This is a genomic window from Enterobacter sp. MGH119, from assembly GCF_001037675.1.
Taxonomy (GTDB): domain Bacteria; phylum Pseudomonadota; class Gammaproteobacteria; order Enterobacterales; family Enterobacteriaceae; genus Enterobacter; species Enterobacter hormaechei_C.
The window spans coordinates 430,970-455,502 of record NZ_KQ089929.1; the positions used below are offsets into that span (position 1 = coordinate 430,970).

Genomic DNA, 24,533 nt, shown 5'->3' on the forward strand with positions numbered 1-24,533 from the left:
GTTTAGTCAGGTAACACAGTGGAAAAATGGAGGAAATATGGAAGACTGTCAGGAATGGTCTGAGTGTGGTGCCGCGGTTTCGCCTTCGCCGGGTGGCGCTGCGCTTACCCGGCCAACGGTTGGAGGATCTTGTTGGCCGGGTAAGGCGAAGCCGCCACCCGGCACAACTCCATTAGCTAAACACCACCTGCGCCCAGCGCGCCAGCCCTGCCGTAACGGAGCCAAAGTCATCGCCGCCGGCAATCGGGATCCCCGGCAGCTGTTCCGCCAGCGCTTTCTTGATCAGCGGCGAACGGGCGCTACCGCCGGTCAGGTAAATCACGTCCGGCTTCACTTTGCCATTCTCAAGCGCCAGCTGCACCTGCTCCAGAATACGCTGAAGCGGCTGAGTCAGCGCCATTTCCAGCCCTTCCTGGGTGATAGCCGTAGCCAGATCGTCACTGATAAACGGCAGCGAAACCGCATGCTCAGGACGATCGGAAAGGGCGATTTTGCTCTCTTCGGCGGTGCGCACCACGCGGTAGCTCAGGCGCTGACGCCACACCTTATACAGCAGCGCGACCTTCTCTGCATCCTGTGCATCACGCACCAGATCGTTGAGGAAACGGCCATTCGCGGTGCTGTAAAAATCACTCTGGGCAGGGACGTCGTTGATGGCAATCGCGTTCCACCACGGCAGGATCGGCAGGGCGATGCCTTTCTCGGTTTGACCGCCCATGCCGAGCAGCGGCATCAGGCTCTTGAATGCCAGGGCAATATCCAGATCGTTACCGCCCACTCGGCAGCCGCTGTGCCCCAGCAGACTGTTTTCACGATCGCGACGGTGATGCCACTTCGGACCCATCAGCAGTAATGAGCAGTCCGTCGTTCCGCCGCCGATGTCCACTACCAGCACCCGTTGTTCTTCCGTCAGCGTGGCTTCAAAATCCAGCCCCGCTGCAACCGGCTCATACTGGAATACCACGTCACGGAAGCCAGCCCGGTGCGCTGCACGCTCAAGGATCCCCTGCGCCTGCTGGTTGGCGTCGTCGCCGCCCAGCCCCTGGAAGTTGATCGGACGGCCAATTACCGCCTGGTTGATGGCATCCGGCACCTGGGACTGCGCCTGATTGCGGATGTGCAGCATCATCGCGCAGACCAGATCTTCAAACATCGCCACTTGCTGTGGCTTCAGGCCGCTGGCGCCGAGGAAGGATTTCGGCGATTTAACGAAGTAGACCTCTTCCGGATCTTCAATGTACTGCCCGAGGGAAGAGAGGCCGAACTGCACGCTGGAAGGGGTAACGTCGATATCTTCCTCGCGGTTAAAGCTGACCGCACGGCGCAGCAGCGCCTGGGTTTCCGCTGCGGTAGCAGGAACCTGATGATGGCGGAACAGCCACTCGCTCACCGCTTCACGCGTCGGCGCACAGAGCATTGACGGCAACAGCGTACTGCCGTTTTCCATTTTCAGGAGCTGCGGTTGTCCGTTTTGCATTATCGCAACCGAGCAGTTTGCGGTGCCATAGTCGAATCCAATAAACACAATAAATCCCCATGCCGGTGAGAAGGGGCGAGACTTTAGCGAAATGTCTGTCAGGCGACAACAGGAATATGAAAGCAAGGCGCAACGCGATCTTTCGGTTTATGCTGAGGTAAATACAAAAGGAGAGACAATGTACACCCTGAACTGGCAACCGCCTTACGACTGGTCGTGGATGTTTGGCTTTCTTGCCGCGCGTGCGGTCACGGGGGTTGAGACCGTTACGAAGGATTACTACGAGCGCAGTTTTGGCTATGCCGGGCACAAGGGCGTTTTCCGGGTTACGCCAGACAGCGCAACCCATACGCTTGCGGTGTCGCTTAGCCCTGGCCTGATCCCGGTGGCGGATATCTGCCTAGACCGCATCGCCCGCCTTTTTGACCTCGATTGCGACCCGCAGCACATTGCACAGACCCTCGGCGATCTCGGCGCGGCGCGGCCGGGGTTACGTTTGCCCGGCGCAATGGATGCTTACGAGCAGGGCGTGCGCGCCATTCTTGGACAACTGGTAAGCGTGGCGATGGCGGCTAAACTGGCGTCACGGGTGGTGGCGCTGTGCGGTGAACCCATCCAGGACGCGCCGGGCTACCTCTGCTTTCCTCCGCCAGAGGTACTGGCCGCGGTGGATCCGCTGGCGTTGAAAGCACTCGGGATGCCGCTCAAGCGTGCGGAGTCGTTGATTCATCTGGCGCAGTCGGTGGTGGACGGTGAATTCCCGCTGTTCCCGCCCGCGAACGTTGAGGACGGGATGAAGGCGCTACAGCAGCGCCCCGGCATCGGGCGCTGGACCGCGAATTATCTGGCCCTGCGCGGCTGGCAGGCGAAGGATGTTTTCCTGCCGGATGATTATCTGATTAAACAGCGCTTTGCCGGTATGACGCCCGCGCAGATCCGTCGCTACGCCGAGCGCTGGCAGCCGTGGCGCTCGTATGCGCTGTTACATATTTGGTACACCGACGGCTGGTCGCCGTCAGTTGATGGCGAAATAGCTGGTATTCAGCAGTAGATCGAGCGGCTGCGCTTCCCCAATGGTGTCGCCGTAGATAAAGTCAACGCCGATGCCCGACAGCGTATTCATCATGATCGACTGATGGCATGGCCCGGCAATGGTTTTTATGCCCAGACGCTGGGCATGGCCCTGAATGATGGTCACCATCATCTCGTCCATCAGATTACCGTGGACGTTGGTCACCACGTCTGCATCCAGCAGCAGATAATCAGCGGTGTTGGCGCTGAGCTGGCTGAAGACGTTCATATCGCGTCCAACCCGCGTTAGCACCACGCGACAGCCAGCCTGACGAAGCTTTTGCAGACCCTGCTGCACGTTTTCATCCGTATTGCTCAGCACATCAGCGGCGATCGCCAGATGCAGCAGCCGCGCCGGCAGCGGACCTTTGGTAATGAGGTCGAGCAGCTCATCCACCAGCGTGACGCTGGCTAAACCCGCTTCTGAGAGCGGCAGCGCGACGCCCATTCCTTTGGCCGACACCTGTGCGGCATAGGTACGGAAGAATTCGCTGAAGATACGTCGGTCCAGGGCGTGCAGCAGCTCCGGCTCCGCCAGCCCGGCGCGGAAGGCATGCTCTTCCAGCACTTCCCCCTGGCTGGTCCACAGCCGCAAGGAAATCAGCCAGAAGCTACTGCTCTCGGGAATGCGCGGCGAGGCGACGCTGCGGGCGATCATCAGCAGATGGTTATCTTTAATCATGTGCCACTGCTCATCCAGCGACATCATGCTGCGCGTGCTGTGGATCCGCTCCTGCTGGGGTTCGTAGACGGTGACTACACCGCGCCCGCTGTTTTTCGAGGCGTAGCAGGCGATATCGGCCTGAGACATCACTTCCGCAGCCTGATAATTGGTGTCGTCAATCAGCGTAATCCCCGCACTGGCACCAATACGGTGCAGGCGTCCTTCCCAGGAAAAATGATAGTTGTTGATGGCGTCGATCAACCGGCCCGCAATGTAGCGTGCGCTTTCGACGTTGCAGTCCGGCAGCAGCAGGCCAAACTCGTCGCCGCCCAGACGCGCCAGCACGTCGCTTGAACGCAGCATAGTCAGCATCAGCGAAGAGAGTTCGCGCAGGAGCGCGTCGCCCGCCGCGTGACCTGCGGTATCGTTCACCGCCTTAAAACGGTCAAGATCGATAAAGACCAGCGCGTGATGCTGATGGGTCTCCTGTACTGTCTGCAACAGACGCTTCAGATGGTTTTCAAAGCTGACGCGGTTCGCCAGGTGGGTCAGGGCGTCATGTGAGGCGCTGTAACTCAGCTGGCGCAGCATTTTGCGCGACTCGGTCACGTCCTGAATCACCAGCACCGAGCCGATGGTGTTACCTTCCAGAGTGCTGAGGGGGGTAATGCTGTAATGAATGTCGAAACTGCCGCCATTGCGGCAGTTAAGCACCACGTCCTGTTCGATATCGGTACGGGACATATCGCCGCTGTGGATGTTTTCCATTAACGGACCGTTCTCGCCGAAGGTAATGTGCAGCACCTTCAGAACGGGCTGACCCAGCGCTTCGCTTTGCGACCAGCCGCTCATCTTCTCGGCGACCGGGTTCATAAAGGTGATGTTCATGTCGATATCGGTGCACAGCACCGCTTCGCCGATGGAGTCGAGGGTGATATGCAGGCGCTCTTTTTCCTGGAACAGCGCCTCGTTCAGCTGCTTCACCTCGGTCATATCCATGTTGATCCCTAACAGCCGCTCCACTTCGCCCTGTTTGTTCAGTACCCGGTTCGCCAGCGAACGAATGTGGCGGATGCCATCCTTGACGCGAATGCGAAATTCCAGCTTGAAAGGCACCCTGGCCTGAAGGGATTCTCGCAGCACCTGTTCGGCGTGGGGGCGATCTTCAGGCACCATGGCCGCATGCCAGAGCTGCCAGGTGGGTTTAATGTGCGGGGGGATCTCGTACAGCTCAAACATCCGCTTATCCCAGCTGATCACGTCCGGCTCGAGATCCCACTCCCATATCCCGATGCCACCGGCTTCGTTCGCGAGGGTGATACGCTCCATCAGACGCTTATTGACCCACTCGGTCTGTTTCAGGTCGTTGATATCTTCAATCTGGGCAATAAAGTAAAGCGGGGTGCCGTCGGCATGGCGCACAACGGAGACGGCCAGCAGCGCCCACACCACCTCGCCGCTGCGAGTGTAGTAGCGTTTTTCGAGGCTGTAGCTATTGATCTCCCCGTTAATCAGCTGTCCCAACTGCTCCAGGTCGGTATTTAAATCTTCTGGCCAGGTTAACTGCTGAAACGTGAGCGACTGGAGTTCAGACTGGCTGTAACCGAGGAAATTGCACAGCGCCTTGTTGGCCTGGAGCCACTGGCCCTCAATGCCCACCAGCGCCATACCAATCGCGGAATATTCCATCGCATTACGAAAACGTTCTTCGCTTTCCGTAATATGTTTACGCTCGGCCCGGAAGGCATACATCACCATCGTCGTAATATTGGCGGGGAGCAGCATCATCAGGAAGGGGAGCCACGGCGCGTTGAAGGTGACGATCATGGAGGAGGGCGTCATGGAGAGCGGATTTCGCGCCATCATCAGGGACACCATCATGATGGTGAATAAAAATATCAGGAACGCTTCCATACGCGGCAGACGTACCGCGCTCCACATCAGCAGAACGATGATGCAGGTGAATGGCCACGGCAGCCAGGTGATTGCCGTCCAGCAAAGAACCAGCGTAACGACCAGGGTCACCAGCGTTTCCAGCAGCAGTTTCGGATTGCGGTGGCGCAGCAGGTAATGCGGTTTAAACAGCAGACCTAAAGGCACCAGCGCCAGCGCGCCAATGGCCTCTGAAAGTACCCAGACAAGGAAATTACGCAGCGGCTCCGCGCTCGGCACCAGAAAATGAACCAGAACGCCCCCCACCAGCGGCGGCACAAGGGCACTGCCGAGGGCAAGCCGGACCCAGTCGTTGAGGTTTTGCAGCGGATTATACCAGGGGAGCAGTTTACGCAGTAACAGCGCGCCAACCGTGGCCTCAATGATATTGATCGCCGTGTAGGTGATGTTGAGCGATTCCCATGAGAAGAGCATCCACGAGGCAAAGATATTGCCAAAAGAGCAGGCGAGGGCAATGCCGGGCCACATTTTTCCCGCGTGGCGGTAAAACGCTACCATCATTATTGAAGTCGGGAACCACAATGGCGCCAGCAGCGTACCGAAGCGAGTCAGCTCGAGGGAAAATAAGGTGAAGATGAACGTGACCAGACCCAGACAGACAAGCCGCAGTAAAGGATGTGGGGTAGTAACCAAAACCCGCTGGTATTGTTTATTCATTACCGCTCTATCCAGGGACGCCATGTTGTCAGGAGCCAGGTCCGGACGCGTGAAATTAATAATTTGGTTTATGCTAGTACAAACATTTTACAATTCATATGCCGAGTGCTCAGATTTTGACTTCATAGACTTATAAAATAGTTACTCTGCGAAGAATGGTGATGAAATGGTGAAAATCCGCGCGTAAAAATTTCGCTAAAGGCGTGAAACGGCGCTTTTCAGCCCGCCTCGCATAACCTGCGCATTCGACTGGTATCACGCCCCCGAAATCCCTATAATTGCCGCGTTTGACGCTCCGGCGTCGTCCTTCCTTACATCCAGGTTAATCAGGTCGCTAAATTTATGACTGATAAGTCTCATCAGTGCGTCATCATAGGCATCGCCGGCGCATCGGCTTCAGGTAAAAGTCTTATTGCCAGTACGCTTTATCGCGAACTACGTGAACAAGTGGGTGATGAGCATATCGGTGTTATTCCCGAAGATAGCTATTACAAAGATCAATCCCATCTTTCGATGGAAGAGCGCGTAAAAACCAACTACGACCACCCCAGTGCGATGGATCACAGCCTGCTGTTCCAGCATCTGGAAGCGCTAAAGCGCGGCGAGGCAATTGAGCTGCCCGTCTACAGCTACGTGGAACATACCCGCACCCAGGAAACGATCCGTATCGAGCCCAAGAAGGTGATTATCCTTGAAGGGATTTTGCTGCTCACCGACGCCCGTCTGCGCGAATCAATGAACTTCTCGATTTTCGTCGACACTCCTCTGGATATCTGCCTGATGCGGCGTATCAAACGCGACGTTAATGAACGTGGCCGCTCCATGGACTCGGTGATGGCGCAATATCAGAAAACCGTTCGCCCGATGTTCCTGCAATTTATTGAGCCTTCGAAACAATACGCCGATATTATCGTGCCTCGTGGCGGTAAAAACCGTATTGCCATTGATATCTTAAAAGCGAAAATCAGTCAGTTTTTTGAATAAGCCGTGTGAATTGTGTACCGTTCAGAGATAACCTGGTTTTGCCCTGACGCCGTAAGGCTTCAGGGCGCGATGCACGAAAGGAGAAAGTGCCATGCGTCTTTGTGACCGCGATATAGAAGCCTGGCTGGATGAAGGCCGCCTGTCTATCACCCCGCGTCCGCCGGTTGAGCGTATTAACGGCGTGACCGTCGATGTGCGTCTGGGGAATAAATTCCGCACCTTCAGCGGCCACACGGCACCGTTTATCGACCTCAGCGGGCCGAAAGACGAAGTCAGCGCGGCGCTGGATCGCGTCATGAGCGACGAAATCGTCATCGACGAAGGAGAGGCGTTTTATCTCCATCCTGGCGAACTGGCGCTGGCGGTGACCTTTGAATCGGTCACGCTGCCTGCGGATCTGGTCGGCTGGCTTGACGGACGCTCTTCCCTGGCGCGTCTGGGCCTGATGGTGCACGTCACCGCGCACCGTATCGATCCGGGCTGGTCGGGCCGTATCGTGCTGGAGTTCTTTAACGCCGGTAAACTGCCGCTGGCGCTTCGTCCGGGAATGATGATTGGTGCGTTGAGCTTCGAACCGCTGACCGGCCCGGCAGACCGTCCTTATAACCGCCGTCAGGACGCAAAATATCGCGACCAGCAGGGTGCGGTTGCCAGTCGTATCGATAAAGACTGATCTGTGAGTTCACTGAGGAAGCCATGAGAAGAGTTCTGACAACGCTGATGATTTTGCTGGTGGTGCTGGTGGCTGGCCTTTCAGCGTTGGTGCTGCTGGTTAACCCGAATGACTTCCGGGCCTACATGGTGCGGCAGGTGGAAGCGCGCAGCGGGTATGAACTCAAGCTGGACGGGCCCCTGCGCTGGCACGTTTGGCCGCAGCTCAGCATTCTCTCCGGACGTATGTCGCTCACCGCGCCGGGCGCCGCGCAGCCGCTGGTGACGGCGGATAACATGCGTCTTGATGTTGCGCTCATCCCGCTCTTATCCCATCAGCTCCAGGTTGAACAGGTGATGCTGAAAGGGGCGGTGATTCAGCTTACGCCGCAAACCGAAGCCGTTCGTCAGGCGGATGCGCCGGTCGCACCGCGTGAAAACACCTTGCCTGACGTCCCCTCTGATACCGGCTGGTCGTTCGATATTGGTAATCTGAAAGTTGCTGACAGCGTGCTGGTTTTCCAGCATGAGGATGACGAACAGATCACCGTACGCAATATCAATCTCAGGATGGAGCAGGACGCCAATCATCACGCCACCATGGAGTTCTCCGGGCGGATCAACCGCAATCAGCGCGATCTCAACCTGTCGATGAACGCAAACGTGAACGCTTCTGACTATCCGCACCAGCTGACGGCGGACGTTCAGCAGCTCAACTGGCAGCTGACCGGCGCGGATTTACCCGCGAAGGGGATTGCCGGCCAGGGCACGATGCAGGCGGTGTGGCATGAAGAGCGCAAACAGCTCGAACTGAACGCGCTCAACCTCCAGGCCAACGACAGTTCCCTGAAGGGGCAGGCGAGCGTCACGCTTGATGAGAAACCTAAGTGGGTGCTGGATCTGCAATTCGACAAGCTGAATCTCGAGAACTTGCTTCCGCTCCAACCGGTGAACGCGACCGATGAGGGAGCCACGCAGGTAGGGCAAAGCCAGGCCACGCAGTCGCGTCCGGTGATCTCCTCAAATCTCGATCTGCCTGACTACAACGGCCTGCGCGGATTTACCGCCGACATTCTGCTGAAAGCGAACAGCGTGCGCTGGCGTGGAATTGATTTTACCGACGTCAGCAGCCAGATGTTCAACCACAACGGCCTGCTGGTCATCTCCGAGCTCAGCGGAAAAATGGGAGCAGGGAACCTCTCGCTGCCGGGCACGCTGGATGTACGCAAAGACGTTGCCAGCGCCGCGTTCCAGCCGCGTCTGGAAAACGTTGAAATTGGCACCATCCTGAAAGCCTTTAATTACCCAATTGCCCTCACGGGGCAGCTGTCGCTGGCAGGGGATTTCTCTGGCACGAAGATCGATGCGGATGCCTTCCGTCGTAGCTGGCAGGGGCAGGCGCACGTTGAGCTGAAAGATACGCGCATGGAAGGGCTGAACTTCCAGCAGCTGGTGCAGCAGGCGGTAGAGCGCAGCAGCAGCGTGAAAGCGAATGAAAACTACGACAGCGCAACCCGTCTCGACAGCTTTACCAGTGAGCTTGCCCTCGACAACGGTCAGCTCTCGCTTGACGACATGCAGGGCACTTCGTCACTGCTGGCGCTGACCGGAACCGGCGTGCTGGATCTGGTGAAAGAGACGGCAGACACCCGCTTCAACGTCCGCGTGAAGGCTGGCTGGGAAGGCGAAGGCCAGCTTGTAGAGTTCCTGAAAGAGACGCCGATACCGCTGCGCGTTTACGGAAAATGGCAGGCGCTGAATTACAGTTTGCAGGTCGATCAGATCCTGCGTAAGCACCTTCAGGATGAAGCGAAACGTCGGCTGAATGACTGGGCGGACCGCAATAAAGAGACTCAGTCAGGTAAGGACGTGAAAAAACTGCTCGATAAGCTGTGATGCCTGTTGTGCCGGGTGGCATGTACGGCCTGATGCCCTCACCCTGGCCCTCTCCGACGGGGAGAGGGAGCAAACACTAAAAACGGCAACGAGGTTGCCGTTTTGCTTTTTACCTACACCTCAAAATCCATCTCATCTTCACCGCGCAGCGGTATCAGCTGCACCTTCTGCACGCGATGGCTCTCAACCTGCAAGGTTTTGAGCATGTAATCCCCCACCTGAACCTCTTCCCCCGGCTGCGGAATACGTTGCAGATTTTCCATCAGCAAACCGGCGATGGTGTGATATTCGCGCTTCTCGTCCAGCGGAAGCGGAACGAACTGCACCAGATCTTCGAGCGGCATGTGGCCGTTGGCGGTCCAGCTGCCGTCGGCGTTTTTCTGAATATCGTGGCGCGCATCGATCTCATCCACCTCATTAGGCAGATTACCGGCGATGGTTTCCATCACGTCGCTGAGCGTCACCAGCCCTTCCACAGAACCAAACTCATCAACGACAAACGCGAAGTGGGTGCGCGCGTTGCGGAACTGCTCCAGCGCGGAGAGCAGCGGCAGCGCTTCCGGGAAGACCAGCGGCTGGCGCACCAGCGCGCGCAGGTTGAGCGGCTCGCCGTGAAGCTGCTGTTGCAGCAGGTCAATCACGTGTACCACGCCCAGCAGCTCTTCTTCCTCTTCACCGCCGGTCACGACCACGCGGGTGTGCTGGTTTTTATCCAGCAGGGCACGGATCTGCTCTTCCGGCGCCGTCAGGTCAATATGCTCAATGTCATGGCGGGAGGTCATGATACTGCTCACTGTGCGCTGGTTGAGGTTAAGCACGCGCTCTATCATCCGGCGTTCCTGCGGGTTGAAGATCTGCCCGTCGCTGTGGTCGGCAAGCATCGCCGCGGATTCAGCATCCAGCTCGGCATCCTCTTTTTTGCCGCTCAGCAGGCGCATCACCGTATCTGCGGTGCGCTGACGTAATGTCTGGTTCGCGGAAAGAAAACGGCGACGGTTGAAAATGGCCAGTTGGTTGAGAAACTCAATCAGCACCGAGAAACCAATGGCGGCGTACAGATACCCTTTCGGGATATGGAAGCCAAAACCATCCGCTACCAGGCTAAAGCCAATCATCAGCAGGAAGCTCAGACAGAGGATGACGATAGTCGGGTGACTGTTCACGAAGCGCGTCAGGGCTTTACTGGCGAGCACCATCAGGGTGATGGCGATGATCACGGCGGCCATCATCACCGCCAGATGGTCAACCATCCCGACGGCCGTGATCACGGAGTCGAGAGAAAAGACGGCATCCAGCACCACTATCTGTGCGACCACCGGCCAGAATTTAGCGCCGCGTCGCTGGGTGGGGTTTTCACTGTCTTTTCCTTCCAGCCGCTCATTAAGCTCAACCGTGGCTTTGAACAGCAGGAACAATCCGCCGAAAAGCATGATCAGGTCGCGGGCGCTAAAGCTCAGACCCTGCACGCTGAATAAGGGTTTGGTCAGCGTCACCAGCCACGAGATTGAGGCCAGTAACAGCAGACGCATCACCATGGCGAGCAGAAGACCCGTCACGCGGGCGCGGTCGCGTTGTGAAGGGGGTAATTTATCGGCAAGGATGGCGATAAACACCAGGTTATCAATGCCGAGCACTAATTCGATGACGACCAGCGTCACCAGCCCGGCCCAGATTGATGGATCGGCAATCCATTCCATAGTAAATGCAATACCTTCTGTTATATGACTAATGTCACACTTCGATCATGGATAAAGCCGACGGAAATTGCAATGCCGGGGTGAGATTTCTCTTAATGCTACACTCAGGTAAACCCCATTTGCCGGGCGGTGTAAATAAGTTAATTGCGAAGATTTAATTACAGAAGTCGTTATTTAGGAAATATCGCAATAAATGGTCCGGCGATCTATTTTGTCAATATAAAGAAAATCCGAAAACCTTAAAACTTTGCTCTTAATATTAATCTTAAAAACGAATATTAGGACGGTTGTCTCCTTGCCTGCTATTAGGTTAGCTGCAACAATTCTTCCAGCATCAAATGTTAAAACTCCTTGTTGCTATTTTTGTTTCGGTCTTTGGTGAAGGTTATACATTATCAATCGCCCCTGTGAGGCGTTTGATATATTTCGCAAAAGGCCTTATCCAAGAGGGTGTCTAACCATAACGCATTGTTTAGTCAGTGGATTGGTAACTGAAAGCCAAGGGCGGTAGCGTGCCTGAAAGCGTGTGAATCAGCCTCAATTATTCTGTCAATAGCCAATGGATGAATAAGCTTTTTTTAGGACTGATGCCAGTTATATTGCTAAATGATTAACTGCATTCTGATTGTCACCACGACCCGCGCTTATTTTAATTGCACAGGATAATTACTCTGCCAAAGTGATAAATAATCAATGATGAAATCCAAAATGAAATTGATGCCATTATTGGTGTCTGTGACCTTGATGAGTGGTTGCACGGTCTTTCCCGGCAGCAATATGTCGACAATGGGCAAGGATGTGATTAAACAGCAGGATGCTGATTTTGATCTCGACAAAATGGTGAATGTGTATCCATTAACCCCACGTCTGGTGGAACAATTACGCCCACGTCCAAATGTTGCTCAGCCAAATATGTCTCTGGACCAGGAAATTGCCTCTTACCAGTATCGCGTGGGTCCGGGTGACGTCATTAACGTGACCGTCTGGGATCACCCGGAGCTGACCACGCCTGCGGGCCAGTACCGTAGCTCAAGCGACACCGGTAACTGGGTACAGTCCGATGGCACCATGTTCTATCCCTACATTGGCAAAGTGCACGTCGCGGGTAAAACGCTTGCTGAGATCCGTAGTGATATTACCGGCCGCCTGGCGCAGTACATTGCTGACCCGCAGGTGGACGTTAATATCGCCGCGTTCCGATCCCAGAAAGCCTATATCTCTGGCCAGGTCAATAAATCCGGCCAGCAGGCCATCACTAACGTCCCGCTCACCGTTCTCGATGCGATCAATGCCGCAGGCGGCTTAACCGACGGCGCTGACTGGCGCAACGTGGTGCTAACCCACAACGGCAAAGAGCAGCGCATTTCGCTTCAGGCGCTGATGCAAAACGGTGACCTGACCCAGAACCGCCTCCTCTATCCGGGCGACATTCTGTACGTGCCGCGCAATGACGATCTGAAAGTGTTCGTGATGGGTGAAGTGAAGAAACAGAGCACCCTCAAGATGGACTTCAGCGGTATGACCCTGACCGAAGCGCTGGGCAATGCGGAAGGCATCGACCTGACCGCCTCCAACGCCAGCGGTATCTTCGTGATCCGTCCTATCAAAGGCGAGAACGCGAAGGGCAAGATTGCCAACATCTACCAGCTGGATATGTCCGACGCGACGTCGCTGGTCATGGCAACGTCGTTCCGTCTCCAGCCGTACGATGTGGTCTATGTCACCACCGCGCCGGTCGCCCGCTGGAACCGTCTGATCAACCAGTTGCTGCCTACCATCAGTGGCGTTCGCTACATGACGGATACGGCGAGCGACGTTCATAACTGGTAAGCCGCGATGTTTAACAAAATTCTGGTGGTGTGCGTGGGGAACATTTGCCGTTCCCCCACGGCTGAAAGGCTGTTGAAAAATTACCAGCCTGCGTTAACGGTCGACTCCGCAGGGCTGGGCGCGCTGGTCGGAAAAGGTGCCGACGAACGTGCCGCAAGCGTTGCCCTTGAGCATAACCTCTCACTCGACGGGCACGTTGCCCGTCAGGTCTCTGGCCGGATGTGCCGAGAATATGACCTGATCCTCGCGATGGAAAAACGCCACATTCACGCGCTGTGCGATATCGCACCGGAGATGCGCGGCAAGGTGATGCTGTTTGGTCACTGGGATGGTGAGCGCGAAATTCCCGATCCGTATCGCAAGAGCCGCGAGGCCTTTGAGGCGGTATACACCTTACTAGACCAGTCTGCCCGTCAGTGGGCGCAGGCACTGAAAGCTCAGCAGGGATAACAATGACAGAAAAAACAAGACCTTCTGCCGCCCCGACGTCGGGCAGTGATGAAATCGATATCGGTCGCCTGGTCGGGACCGTTATTGAAGCGAAATGGTGGGTGCTGGGTATTACCGCCATTTTTGCCGTGGCGGCGATCGTTTATACGCTGTTCGCGACGCCTATTTACAGCGCCGACGCGCTGGTGCAGATCGAACAAAATACCGGAAACTCGCTGGTTCAGGATATCGGCTCGGCGCTGGCCAACAAGCCGCCGGCATCGGAAGCCGAAATTCAGCTGATTCAGTCGCGCCTGGTACTGGGCAAAACGGTTCACGATCTGGGGCTGGATATCGCGGTCACCAAAAACACCTTCCCGGTGTTTGGCGCAGGCTGGGATCGCCTGATGGGGCGCAGTAACGATACGGTAAAAGTGACCGACTTCGTGATCCCAAAAGGGGCAGGGGACCAAACCTTTACCCTGACCGTGCTGGGACCAAAACAGTATCAGCTGACCAGCGACGCGGGCTTCAGCGCACGCGGCGAGGTGGGGCAGATGCTGACTAAAGAGGGCGTCAGCATCAAGGTCAGCGCAATTCAGGCGCATGAGGGCGGGGAGTTTACGGTCACCAAATTCTCGACGCTCGGGATGATCAACAACCTGCAAAACAACCTGACCGTCACCGAAAACGGCAAGGATACCGGCGTTCTGAGCATGACCTTCACCGGTGAAGACAAGGATCAAATCCGCGACATCCTTAATAGCATCACCCGCAACTATCTTGAGCAGAACGTAGAGCGCAAGTCAGCGGAAGCCGCAAAAAGCCTGGCGTTCCTCAGTAAACAGCTGCCGGAGGTGCGCGCCCGTCTGGATGACGCTGAGAACAAGCTGAACGCGTACCGTCAGGACAAAGATTCCGTCGATCTGCCGCTGGAGGCGAAATCGGTTCTCGACTCCATGGTGAATATTGATGCGCAGCTGAACGAGCTGACCTTCAAAGAGGCGGAGATTTCCAAGCTCTATACCAAACGTCACCCGGCGTACCGCACGCTGCTGGAGAAACGTCGTACCCTGGAAGAAGAGAAGGCGAAGCTGAATGACCGCGTGACCGCGATGCCGAAGACGCAGCAGGAAATTGTACGCCTGACGCGTGATGTGGAATCCGGCCAGCAGGTTTACATGCAGCTGCTGAACAAACAACAGGAGCTGAAAATCACCGAAGCCAGCACCGTCGGCGACGTGCGTATCGTTGACCCGGCGATTACCCAGCCGGGCGTGCTGAAGCCGAAGAAGGCGCTGATTATCCTCGGCAGCATTATTCTCGGCCTGATGCTTTCCATTGTCGGCGTGCTGCTGCGCTCGCTGTTCAACCGCGGTATCGAAAGCCCGCAGGTGCTGGAAGAGAACGGGATCAGCGTGTACGCCAGCATCCCGCTCTCCGAGTGGCAGAAGTCCCGTGACAGCGTCAAAACCGTTAAGGGCGTCAAGCGTTACAAACAGAGCCAGCTGCTGGCCGTGGGTAACCCGACTGACCTGGCGATTGAAGCGGTGCGCAGCCTGCGTACCAGCCTCCACTTCGCCATGATGCAGGCCAAAAACAACGTCCTGATGATGACCGGCGTTAGCCCATCAATCGGTAAAACCTTCGTCTGCGCCAACCTGGCGGCGGTGGTGAGCCAGACCAACAAGCGCGTGCTGCTGATCGACTGCGACATGCGTAAGGGCTACACCCACGAGCTGCTGGGGACCAACAACGTTAACGGACTGTCGGAAATCCTGCTCGGTAAAGGGGAAATCAGCGAGAGCGCCAAGCCGACGTCGATTCCGAAATTTGACCTGATCCCGCGTGGCCAGGTGCCGCCGAACCCGTCTGAACTGCTGATGAGCGAGCGCTTTACGCAGCTGATTGAGTGGGCGAGCAAAAACTATGACCTGGTGCTGATCGATACCCCACCAATTCTGGCGGTCACCGACGCTGCCGTGGTAGGGCGTCATGCGGGCACCACGCTGATGGTCGCACGCTATGCGGTGAATACCCTGAAGGAAGTGGAAACCAGCCTGAGCCGCTTTGAGCAGAACGGTATTGAGGTGAAGGGGGTCATTCTGAACTCCATCTTCCGCCGCGCGACCGGGTATCAGGATTACGGCTATTACGAGTACGAATACAAGTCTGACAGTAAATAACAAAATGCACCCCACACCCCTCACCCTAACCCTCTCCCCAAAGGGGAGAGGGGACTGTTCGGTGCTGGATTTGGGGGACGAACGTAATGATAACCACTGGATGCCTTTCACCCTCTCCCCTATGGGGAGAGGGCCGGGGTGAGGGGAAAATATGACCACACAACGCCCTTTGATTTCTATCTATATGCCGACATGGAATCGTCAGCAGCTGGCGATCCGCGCGATTAAATCGGTCCTGCGTCAGGATTACGATAACTGGGAACTGATTATCGTGGATGACTGTTCCTCCTCTTACGAACAACTGCAAAAGTTTGTTGAAGACCTGAACGACCCGCGCGTGGTGTACACGCACAACGCTATCAACTCCGGGGCGTGTGCGGTGCGCAACCAGGCGATTATGCAGGCGAAAGGGCAGTATCTGACCGGTATCGACGACGATGACGAATGGACGCCAAACCGTCTGTCGATCTTCCTGTCGCACAAAGCGCAGCTGGTGACCCACGCGTTTCTGTATGCCAATGACTATGTCTGCCAGGGCGAGGTCTATTCGCAGCCGGCCAGCCTGCCGCTGTATCCGAAATCACCGTATTCCCGCCGCCTGTTCTACAAGCGCAACATTATCGGCAACCAGGTGTTTACCTGGGCATGGCGCTTTAAGGAGTGCCTGTTCGATACCGAGCTGAAGGCCGCGCAGGATTACGACATTTTCCTGCGGATGGTGGTGGAGTACGGCGAGCCGTGGAAGGTGGAAGAGGCCACGCAGATCCTGCACATCAATCACGGGGAGATGCAAATCACCTCGTCGCCGAAGAAATTCTCGGGCTACTTCCATTTTTACCGCAAGCACAAGGGCAAGTTTGACCGTGCCAGCCGGAAGTATCAGCTCTTCACCCTGTATCAGATCCGTAACAAGCGCATGAACTGGCGCACGTTGCTGACGTTGCTGTCGGTACGTAACGGCAAGCGTCTGGCTGACGGGCTTCGGGGGAAATAATGTTTCTGGAAGATTGTCGCGCTAACAGCTGGAGCCTGCGCCCGTGCTGCATGGTTCTGGCCTACCGTATTGCGCACTTTTGCTCGGTGTGGCGCAAAAAAAATGTGCTGAACAATATCTGGGCCGCGCCGGTGCTGGTGCTGTACCGCATCATCACCGAATGCTTTTTTGGCTATGAAATTCAGGCCGCAGCCACCATTGGCCGCCGCTTTACCATTCATCACGGTTATGCGGTGGTCATCAACAAGTTCGTCGTCGCGGGTGATGATTTCACCATTCGCCACGGGGTGACGATCGGCAACCGCGGGCCGGACAGCCTGGCCTGCCCGGTCATCGGCAATAACGTCGAGCTGGGCGCCAACGTGGTGATGATCGGGGACATTACCGTGGGCAATAACGTGACGATTGGCGCAGGCAGCGTGGTGCTGGACAGCATTCCGGACAACGCGCTGGTGGTGGGCGAGAAAGCCCGCGTGAAGGTGATAAAATGAACATTCTGCAATTTAACGTACGCCTCGCAGAGGGCGGGGCGGCAGGCGTAGCGCTGGATCTGCACCAGCGCGCGCTGCAAAAAGGACTCCAGTCGCGCTTTGTTTACGGTTACGGCAAAGGTGGCAAGAAAAGCGTCAGCCATGATAACTATCCGCAGGTGCTGAAGCAGACGCCACGTCTGACCTCCATCGCCAATATTGCGCTGTTCCGCCTGTTTAACCGCGACCTGTTCGGCAACCTGAATAATCTCTACCGCACCGTCACCCGCACTCGCGGCCCGGTTGTGCTGCACTTCCACGTGCTGCACAGCTACTGGCTGAATCTGGAGGAGGTGGTGGCGTTTTGTGGCAAGGTGAAGGCGCACAAGCCGGATACCCGATTTGTCTGGACGCTGCACGACCACTGGAGCGTGACCGGACGTTGCGCCTTTACCGACGGCTGCGAAGGCTGGAAAGATAACTGCCAGAAATGCCCTACGCTCAGCAACTACCCGCCTGTGAAGGTCGATCGCGCGCATCAGCTGGTTGAGGGTAAGCGTCAGCTGTTCCGCGATATGCTCTCGCTCGGCTGCACCTTTATCTCCCCAAGCCAGCACGTGGCGGACGCTTTTAATAGCCTGTACGGAGCAGGGCGCTGCCAGATCATCAACAACGGTATTGATGTGGCGACGGAAACGATCCTGGCCGAACTGACGCCCGTAGCCGTTACCGCCGGTAAGCCGAAAATTGCGGTCGTCGCCCATGACCTGCGTTACGACGGCAAAACCAACCAGCAGCTGGTGCGCGACATGATTGCGCTCGGCGACAAAATTGAACTGCATACCTTTGGCAAATTCTCGCCGTTCGAAGGCGCTAACGTGGTGAACCACGGGTTTGAAACCGACAAGCGTAAACTGATGAGCGCGCTCAACGGTATGGACGCGCTGGTGTTCAGCTCCCGCGTGGACAACTACCCGCTGATCCTGTGCGAAGCGCTCTCCATCGGCGTACCGGTGATTGCCACCCACAGCGACGCCGCGCGGGAAGTGCTGGAGAAATCCGGCGGTAAAACCTTCAGTGAAAACGAGGTGCTGCCGCTGGTGCAGTTGTCGAAGGCCGATATCGCGCAGGCTGTTTTTGGCACTGACCTGGAATCGTTCCGCAACCGCAGCCGTAAAGCGTACAGTGGACAACAGATGCTGGAGGAGTATGTCTCGTTCTATCAGAATCTGTAGTTATCTGCTGCTGCCGCTGATCTACCTGCTGGTCAACGTTAAGATTGCCCAGCTCGGCGAAAGCTTCCCGATCACTATCGTCACCTTCCTGCCGGTTCTGCTGTTGCTTTACGTTGACAAGCTTAACCTCAAAAAGCTGATGATTGCGCTGGGCATCGGGTTTGGTCTTACGGCGTTTAACTACATCTTTGGTCAGTCGCTGGACGCCAGCAAATATGTCACCTCCACCATGCTGTTTGTTTATATCGTTATCATTATTGGCATGGTGTGGAGTATTCGCTTTAAAACTATTTCTCCGCACAATTATAGGAAAATCCTCAGGTTCTTTTATATTGTCGTCGGGCTGATTGTTGTGCTTGCGGCAATGGAGATGGCGCAAATTATTCTCACAGGCGGAAGCAGCCTGATGGAAATAATTTCGAAATATCTTATATACAGTAACAGCTATGTACTGAACTTCATTAAGTTTGGTGGCAAGCGTACAACCGCGCTCTATTTTGAACCGGCGTTTTTTGCTCTGGCATTAATCTCAATTTGGCTCAGCATCAAACAGTTCGGTATCAAAACCCCCAAGACCGATGCTATGATTCTTGCAGGAATCGTTCTGTCAGGGTCGTTCTCCGGGGTAATGACGTTTATTCTGTTTTACCTGCTGGAGTGGGCGTTCCAGTACCTGAACAAAGAGGCGATTAAGAAAAAGCTGCCGCTGGCGATAATCTCTCTGACGGTATTTTTAGTGGGCGTGATATTTGCGTTTCCGTACATTTCTGAGCGTCTGGGTGATTTGGGAACGGAAGGTTCATCGTCCTATTATCGCATCATTGGTCCACTGGTGATGGTGGGTTATTCCTTAACCCATATAGATGGCGTAGTAAGATTCGGCTCACTTTATGAATATGTTGCATCATTCGGAATCTTTAACGGTGCGGATGTCGGTAAAACCATAGACAATGGTCTGTATCTGTTAATTATCTATTTTTCCTGGTTCGCCGTACTGTTGACACTGTGGTATCTGTTTAAAGTTTTCAAAATGATGATTAACGCGTTTGGTGATAACCAGAACTTTCGCGTGCAACTTTATCTGTTCACACCGGTGTCGTTGTTTTTTACCGGGTCAATATTTAGCCCGGAATATGCATTCTTAATTGTATGTCCGTTTATTTTGCGCAAGGCGCTGAATATTACGAGCGTATGACGAAATGAGGTGATTTATGTTTCTTAGCGTCATTACTGTCGCCTTTCGTAACTACGAAGGGGTGGTAAAAACCTGGCGCTCGCTGCGCAACCTGGCGCGCGATCCGAGCCTCACGTTTGAGTGGATCGTGGTCGATGGCGGCTCGAACGACGGCACGGCGGAGTTCCTGGAAAAACTCAACGGTGAGTTCAACTTACGTTACATCAGCGAGAAAGATAAAGGCATTTACGATGCCATGAATAAAGGCATCAACATGGCGCAGGGGCGTTACGCCATCTTCCTCAATTCCGGCGATGTGTTCCATGAAGATGTGGCGCTGTTTGCCCGTCAGCTGGCGCGCCAGAAAGAAGATGCCATGTTTATCGGTGATGCGCTGCTTGATTTCGGCGAGGGGAAAAAAGTGCTGCGCGGTGCGAAACCAGGCTGGTATATCTACCACAGCCTCCCGGCCAGCCATCAGGCTATTTTCTTCCCAATGAGCGGCCTGAAAAAACAGCCTTACGATTTGCGCTATAAAGTGTCATCAGATTATGCCCTGGCCGCCAGCCTTTACAAATCTGGCTACCCGTTCCGTCGAATTAAAGGACTGGTATCTGAATTTTCAATGGGCGGCGTGTCAACCTCGAATAATCTGGAACTGTGCCAGGATGCCAAAAACGTGCAGCGTAAAATATTACGCGTGCCGGGGTTCTGGGCGGAATTATCTTATTTCTTACGTCTGAAAACGACGGGTAAAGCGAAAGCCTTATATAACAAAGCCTGAGATATAAGGAAACGTAATGCAGGAATTAAATGGATTCTCCGTACCGAAAGGTTTTCGGGGCGGGAGCGGTATTAAAGTTCAACTGTGGTGGGCTGTACAGGCAACGTTATTTGCCTGGTCGCCGCAAATACTGTACCGCTGGCGCGCATTTTTACTGCGTCTGTTTGGCGCAAAAATAGGAAAAAACGTAGTCATTCGACCTTCGGTGAAAATTACTTATCCCTGGAAATTAACGCTTGGGGATTACGCCTGGGTTGGGGATGACGCAGTGTTATATACCCTTGGTGAGATTACGATTGGCGCAAATTCGGTGGTTTCACAGAAGTGTTATTTGTGCACCGGCAGCCACGATTTTATGAGCCCGCATTTTGATATTACCGCTTCGCCTGTTGTGATCGGTGAAAAATGCTGGCTGGCAACAGACGTCTTTGTTGCACCCGGTGTTTCTGTTGGCGATGGCACGGTAGTCGGTGCCCGCAGCAGCGTTTTTAAATCGCTTCCGGCAAATAAAATTTGCCGTGGCAACCCCGCAGTGGTGATACGCGAACGCGTTGAAACTGATTAAATTCATAAGTAGAGGAATATAAACATGTCTAAAGTCGCTCTCATCACCGGCGTTACCGGGCAGGATGGTTCTTACCTGGCAGAGTTACTGCTGGAAAAAGGGTATGAAGTTCACGGTATTAAGCGTCGTGCCTCTTCATTTAATACCGAGCGTGTCGATCATATTTACCAGGATCCTCACGCGGCGAACCCGAAATTCCACCTGCATTACGGCGACCTGACCGATACCTCCAACCTGACCCGTATCCTGCAAGAAGTACAGCCGGATGAAGTGTACAACCTGGGGGCGATGAGCCACGTTGCGGTTTCCTTCGAGTCCCCGGAGTACACCGCTGACGTGGACGCCATGGGTACCCTGCGTCTGCTGGAAGCGATTCGCTTCCTGGGTCTTGAGAAGAAAACCCGTTTCTACCAGGCATCCACCTCTGAGCTGTACGGTCTGGTGCAGGAAATTCCACAGAAAGAGACCACGCCGTTCTACCCGCGTTCTCCGTACGCTGTGGCGAAACTGTACGCCTACTGGATCACCGTGAACTACCGTGAATCCTACGGCATGTACGCCTGTAACGGCATTCTGTTCAACCACGAATCTCCACGTCGCGGCGAAACCTTCGTGACCCGCAAAATCACCCGCGCGATCGCTAACATCGCTCAGGGCCTGGAGTCTTGCCTGCACCTCGGCAACATGGATTCCCTGCGTGACTGGGGCCATGCGAAAGACTACGTGAAAATGCAGTGGATGATGTTGCAGCAGGAGCAGCCAGAAGACTTCGTGATTGCGACCGGCGTGCAGTACTCCGTACGTCAGTTCGTTGAGATGGCTGCGGCACAGCTGGGCATCAAGCTGCGCTTCGAAGGCACCGGCGTGGAAGAGAAGGGTATCGTTGTTTCCGTGACCGGCCATGACGCACCGGGCGTGAAGCCAGGCGACGTGATTGTCCAGGTTGATCCGCGTTACTTCCGTCCTGCTGAAGTGGAAACCCTGCTGGGCGACCCAACCAAAGCGCACGAGAAACTGGGCTGGAAACCAGAAACCACCCTGCAAGAAATGGTATCCGAGATGGTGGCCAAAGATCTTGAAGCAGCGAAAAAACACTCCCTGCTCAAGTCCCATGGCTACGAGGTTGCCATCGCGCTGGAGTCCTGAGAATGACAAAACAACGTATTTTTGTCGCCGGTCATCGCGGAATGGTGGGTTCCGCGATTGTTCGCCAGCTGGAACAGCGCGGCGACGTGGAGGTGATTGTTCGCACCCGCGACGAGCTAAACCTGCTTGACAGCAAAGCGGTGCAGGACTTCTTCGCCAGCGAACGTATCGACCAGGTGTATCTGGCGGCGGCGAAGGTGGGCGGCATTGTCGCTAACAATACCTACCCGGCGGATTTCATCTACGAGAACATGATGATTGAGAGCAACATCATTCACGCGGCGCATCTGCACAACGTGAATAAGCTACTGTTCCTCGGCTCATCCTGTATCTACCCGAAAATGGCGAAGCAGCCGATCGCCGAGAGCGAACTGTTGCAGGGCACGCTTGAAGCCACCAACGAGCCGTATGCGATTGCCAAAATTGCCGGGATCAAGCTGTGTGAATCCTACAACCGTCAGTATAACCGCGACTATCGCTCGGTGATGCCGACCAACCTGTACGGACCGCACGACAACTTCCACCCGAGCAATTCCCACGTGATCCCGGCGCTGCTGCGTCGTTTCCACGAGGCGACTGCCGAAAACGCCCCGGACGTGGTGGTGTGGGGCAGCGGTACGCCAATGCGCGAGTTCCTTCACGTGGACGATATGGCGGCGGCCAGCATTCACGTCATGGAGCTGGATCGCGAAGTGTGGCAGGAAAACACCGAGCCGATGCTGTCGCACATTAACGTCGGGACCGGCGTGGACTGCACCATTCGCGAGCTGGCGCAGACCATCGCGCAGGTGGTGGGTTACAAAGGACGCGTGGTGTTTGACGCCACCAAACCGGACGGCACGCCGCGCAAGCTGCTGGACGTGACCCGTCTGCATCAGCTGGGCTGGTATCACGAGGTCTCACTGGAGCAGGGGCTGGCCAGCACCTACCAGTGGTTCCTGGAAAACCAGCACCGCTTCCGGGGGTAATGATGTTTTTAAGTCAGGAAGATTTTGCCACGGTAGTGCGTTCCACTCCGCTGATCTCAATTGATTTGATCGTGGAGAACGAACGCGGCGAGTTCTTGCTGGGGAAACGAACCAATCGTCCTGCACAGGGCTTCTGGTTCGTGCCCGGCGGGCGCGTGCAGAAGGATGAGACGCTTACCGATGCGTTTGAGCGTCTCACTCTGGCGGAACTGGGCCTGCAACTGCCGATGGCAGCGGGCCAGTTTTACGGGGTCTGGCAGCACTTCTATGACGATAACTTTTCAGGCACCGGATTCACCACGCACTACGTCGTGCTGGGGTTCCGCCTGAAGGTGAGTGAGGCAGACCTGCGTCTGCCTGATTCTCAGCATGACGATTACCGCTGGTTAACGCCAGAGGCGCTGCTGGCAAGCGACAACGTCCATGACAACAGTCGGGCGTACTTCCTTGCGGAACGTCAGGCCGAGGTGCCAGGTCTATGAAAATCCTCGTCTACGGAATTAACTACTCGCCGGAGCTTACCGGTATCGGGAAATACACCGGCGAGATGGTCGAGTGGATGGCGAGCCAGGGACATGACGTGCGGGTGATTACTGCCCCGCCGTATTACCCGGAGTGGAAGGTAGGCGAACGCTATTCCAGCTGGCGCTACCGCCGCGAAGAGGGCGCCGCGACCGTCTGGCGCTGCCCGCTCTACGTGCCGAAACAGCCCTCGACGCTGAAACGTTTAATTCATCTGGGCAGCTTTGCCCTGAGCAGTTTCTTCCCGCTGATGGCGCAGGGTCGCTGGAAGCCGGATCGCATCATCGGCGTGGTGCCGACCCTGTTCTGCACGCCAGGCATGCGCCTGCTGGGAAAACTCTCCGGCGCGCGCACCCTGCTGCACATTCAGGATTATGAAGTGGACGCCATGCTCGGGCTGGGTATGGCCGGGAAAGGCAAGGGCGGCAAGGTGGCGAAGCTCGCCAGCGCCTTTGAGCGCAGCGGCCTGCACAACGTGGATTACGTCTCGACCATCTCGCGCTCGATGATGAACAAGGCGCAGGAGAAGGGCGTCCCGGCGGAAAAAGTGATCTTCTTTCCGAACTGGTCCGAAGTGGCGCGCTTCCGCGATGTGACAGACCAGGACGCGCAGGCGTTGCGCGCGCAACTCGGGTTGCCTGCTGAGCAAAAAATCATTCTTTACTCAGGCAACATCGGCGAAAAACAGGGGCTGGAGAGCGTGATTGACGCCGCGCTTCAGCTGAGCGAACACCCGTGGATGTTCGTAATAGTCGGGCAGGGCGGTGGTAAAGCGCGGCTGGAAAAAATGGCCAGCGAGCGCGGACTGACCAACATCCGCTTCTTCCCGCTTCAGTCTTATGACGCGCTGCCCGCGCTGCTGAAAATGGCGGACTGCCATCTGGTGGTGCAAAAACGCGGCGCGGCGGATGCGGTGCTGCCGTCCAAGCTGACCAACATTCTGGCAGTGGGCGGAAATGCGGTGATTACGGCAGAAGCCGCAACAGAATTAGGCCAGCTGTGCAACAGCTACCCGGGCATTGCCGTTTGCGTAGAGCCTGAATCGGTTCCTGCGCTGGTGACCGGAATTGAGCAGGCACTCGCCATGCCAAAAGAGAACACGGTGGCACGTGAATATGCCGAACGCACGCTCGAGAAAGAGAACGTGCTGAGCCAATTTATTGCAGATATACGGGGATAA

Annotated in this window: 20 protein-coding genes; 17 read left to right on the forward strand and 3 right to left on the reverse strand. The window is 55.7% G+C overall.

The features are described from left to right. Positions 1–172: 172 nt before the first annotated feature. On the reverse strand, positions 173–1,525 hold the full coding sequence (gene yegD, locus SK53_RS01940; protein ID WP_048208374.1) for a molecular chaperone: 1,353 nt from the start codon (positions 1,523–1,525) through the stop codon (positions 173–175). 130 nt (positions 1,526–1,655) lie between these two features. Between yegD and alkA the strand changes: the two genes are divergently transcribed. Continuing rightward, positions 1,656–2,528, forward strand: coding sequence for a DNA-3-methyladenine glycosylase 2 (gene alkA / locus SK53_RS01945; RefSeq protein ID WP_003862082.1), 873 nt, complete (start codon positions 1,656–1,658; stop codon positions 2,526–2,528). On the opposite strand, the gene SK53_RS01950 is transcribed toward alkA, so the two are convergent. Beyond that, a complete protein-coding gene (locus SK53_RS01950) occupies positions 2,493–5,822 on the reverse strand; it encodes a diguanylate cyclase (protein WP_048208376.1) in 3,330 nt (1,109 codons plus the stop codon). The genes alkA and SK53_RS01950 overlap by 36 nt on opposite strands. A gap of 342 nt (positions 5,823–6,164) precedes the next feature. Between SK53_RS01950 and udk the strand changes: the two genes are divergently transcribed. The 3 genes from udk (at position 6,165) to asmA (ending at position 9,353) form a co-directional block, all read left to right on the forward strand. After that, positions 6,165–6,806: a uridine kinase gene (udk, locus tag SK53_RS01955; protein ID WP_000130320.1), complete on the forward strand. Its 642-nt coding sequence runs from the start codon at positions 6,165–6,167 to the stop codon at positions 6,804–6,806. Positions 6,807–6,897: 91 nt separating this feature from the next. Further along, entirely contained in the window at positions 6,898–7,479 is a 582-nt protein-coding gene (gene dcd / locus SK53_RS01960) for a dCTP deaminase (protein ID WP_013097886.1), read from the forward strand. 23 nt (positions 7,480–7,502) lie between these two features. Next, complete coding sequence (gene asmA, locus SK53_RS01965) at positions 7,503–9,353, forward strand: outer membrane assembly protein AsmA (RefSeq protein WP_048208378.1); 1,851 nt, start codon at positions 7,503–7,505, stop codon at positions 9,351–9,353. A 113-nt stretch (positions 9,354–9,466) separates the two neighbouring features. Here asmA and SK53_RS01970 read toward each other — a convergent pair whose 3' ends face one another. Beyond that, positions 9,467–11,050: a TerC family protein gene (locus tag SK53_RS01970; RefSeq protein ID WP_023314474.1), complete on the reverse strand. Its 1,584-nt coding sequence runs from the start codon at positions 11,048–11,050 to the stop codon at positions 9,467–9,469. Between the two features lie 693 nt (positions 11,051–11,743). On the opposite strand from SK53_RS01970, the gene SK53_RS01975 reads away from it, so the two are divergent. From SK53_RS01975 to wcaI, 13 genes are all read left to right on the forward strand, one after another. Continuing rightward, complete coding sequence (locus SK53_RS01975) at positions 11,744–12,880, forward strand: polysaccharide export protein (RefSeq protein ID WP_003862079.1); 1,137 nt, start codon at positions 11,744–11,746, stop codon at positions 12,878–12,880. Positions 12,881–12,886: 6 nt separating this feature from the next. Further along, a complete protein-coding gene (gene wzb, locus SK53_RS01980) occupies positions 12,887–13,330 on the forward strand; it encodes a low molecular weight protein-tyrosine-phosphatase Wzb (protein ID WP_003862078.1) in 444 nt (147 codons plus the stop codon). A gap of 2 nt (positions 13,331–13,332) precedes the next feature. Then, complete coding sequence (gene wzc, locus SK53_RS01985) at positions 13,333–15,495, forward strand: tyrosine-protein kinase Wzc (protein WP_015572374.1); 2,163 nt, start codon at positions 13,333–13,335, stop codon at positions 15,493–15,495. 151 nt (positions 15,496–15,646) lie between these two features. Then, positions 15,647–16,489 carry a colanic acid biosynthesis glycosyltransferase WcaA gene (gene wcaA, locus SK53_RS01990; protein WP_003863502.1) on the forward strand — a complete coding sequence of 281 codons (843 nt, stop codon included), beginning with the start codon at positions 15,647–15,649 and terminating at the stop codon, positions 16,487–16,489. Beyond that, positions 16,489–16,980 carry a colanic acid biosynthesis acetyltransferase WcaB gene (gene wcaB / locus SK53_RS01995; protein WP_003863505.1) on the forward strand — a complete coding sequence of 164 codons (492 nt, stop codon included), beginning with the start codon at positions 16,489–16,491 and terminating at the stop codon, positions 16,978–16,980. Before wcaA ends, wcaB begins: the two co-directional genes overlap by 1 nt. Then, entirely contained in the window at positions 16,977–18,194 is a 1,218-nt protein-coding gene (wcaC, locus tag SK53_RS02000) for a colanic acid biosynthesis glycosyltransferase WcaC (protein ID WP_048208380.1), read from the forward strand. The genes wcaB and wcaC overlap by 4 nt, the downstream gene beginning before the upstream one ends. Next, positions 18,169–19,389, forward strand: coding sequence for a colanic acid polymerase WcaD (wcaD, locus tag SK53_RS02005; RefSeq protein WP_003863508.1), 1,221 nt, complete (start codon positions 18,169–18,171; stop codon positions 19,387–19,389). Before wcaC ends, wcaD begins: the two co-directional genes overlap by 26 nt. A 16-nt stretch (positions 19,390–19,405) precedes the next feature. Further along, on the forward strand, positions 19,406–20,152 hold the full coding sequence (wcaE, locus tag SK53_RS02010) for a colanic acid biosynthesis glycosyltransferase WcaE (protein WP_003863510.1): 747 nt from the start codon (positions 19,406–19,408) through the stop codon (positions 20,150–20,152). Between the two features lie 16 nt (positions 20,153–20,168). After that, positions 20,169–20,717, forward strand: coding sequence for a colanic acid biosynthesis acetyltransferase WcaF (gene wcaF, locus SK53_RS02015; RefSeq protein WP_003863512.1), 549 nt, complete (start codon positions 20,169–20,171; stop codon positions 20,715–20,717). Between the two features lie 24 nt (positions 20,718–20,741). After that, positions 20,742–21,863 carry a GDP-mannose 4,6-dehydratase gene (gene gmd / locus SK53_RS02020; protein WP_003863514.1) on the forward strand — a complete coding sequence of 374 codons (1,122 nt, stop codon included), beginning with the start codon at positions 20,742–20,744 and terminating at the stop codon, positions 21,861–21,863. Between the two features lie 2 nt (positions 21,864–21,865). Next, entirely contained in the window at positions 21,866–22,831 is a 966-nt protein-coding gene (locus SK53_RS02025; protein ID WP_015572377.1) for a GDP-L-fucose synthase, read from the forward strand. Positions 22,832–22,833: 2 nt separating this feature from the next. Continuing rightward, on the forward strand, positions 22,834–23,313 hold the full coding sequence (locus tag SK53_RS02030; protein ID WP_003863519.1) for a GDP-mannose mannosyl hydrolase: 480 nt from the start codon (positions 22,834–22,836) through the stop codon (positions 23,311–23,313). After that, positions 23,310–24,533: a colanic acid biosynthesis fucosyltransferase WcaI gene (gene wcaI, locus SK53_RS02035; RefSeq protein WP_048208383.1), complete on the forward strand. Its 1,224-nt coding sequence runs from the start codon at positions 23,310–23,312 to the stop codon at positions 24,531–24,533. The genes SK53_RS02030 and wcaI overlap by 4 nt, the downstream gene beginning before the upstream one ends.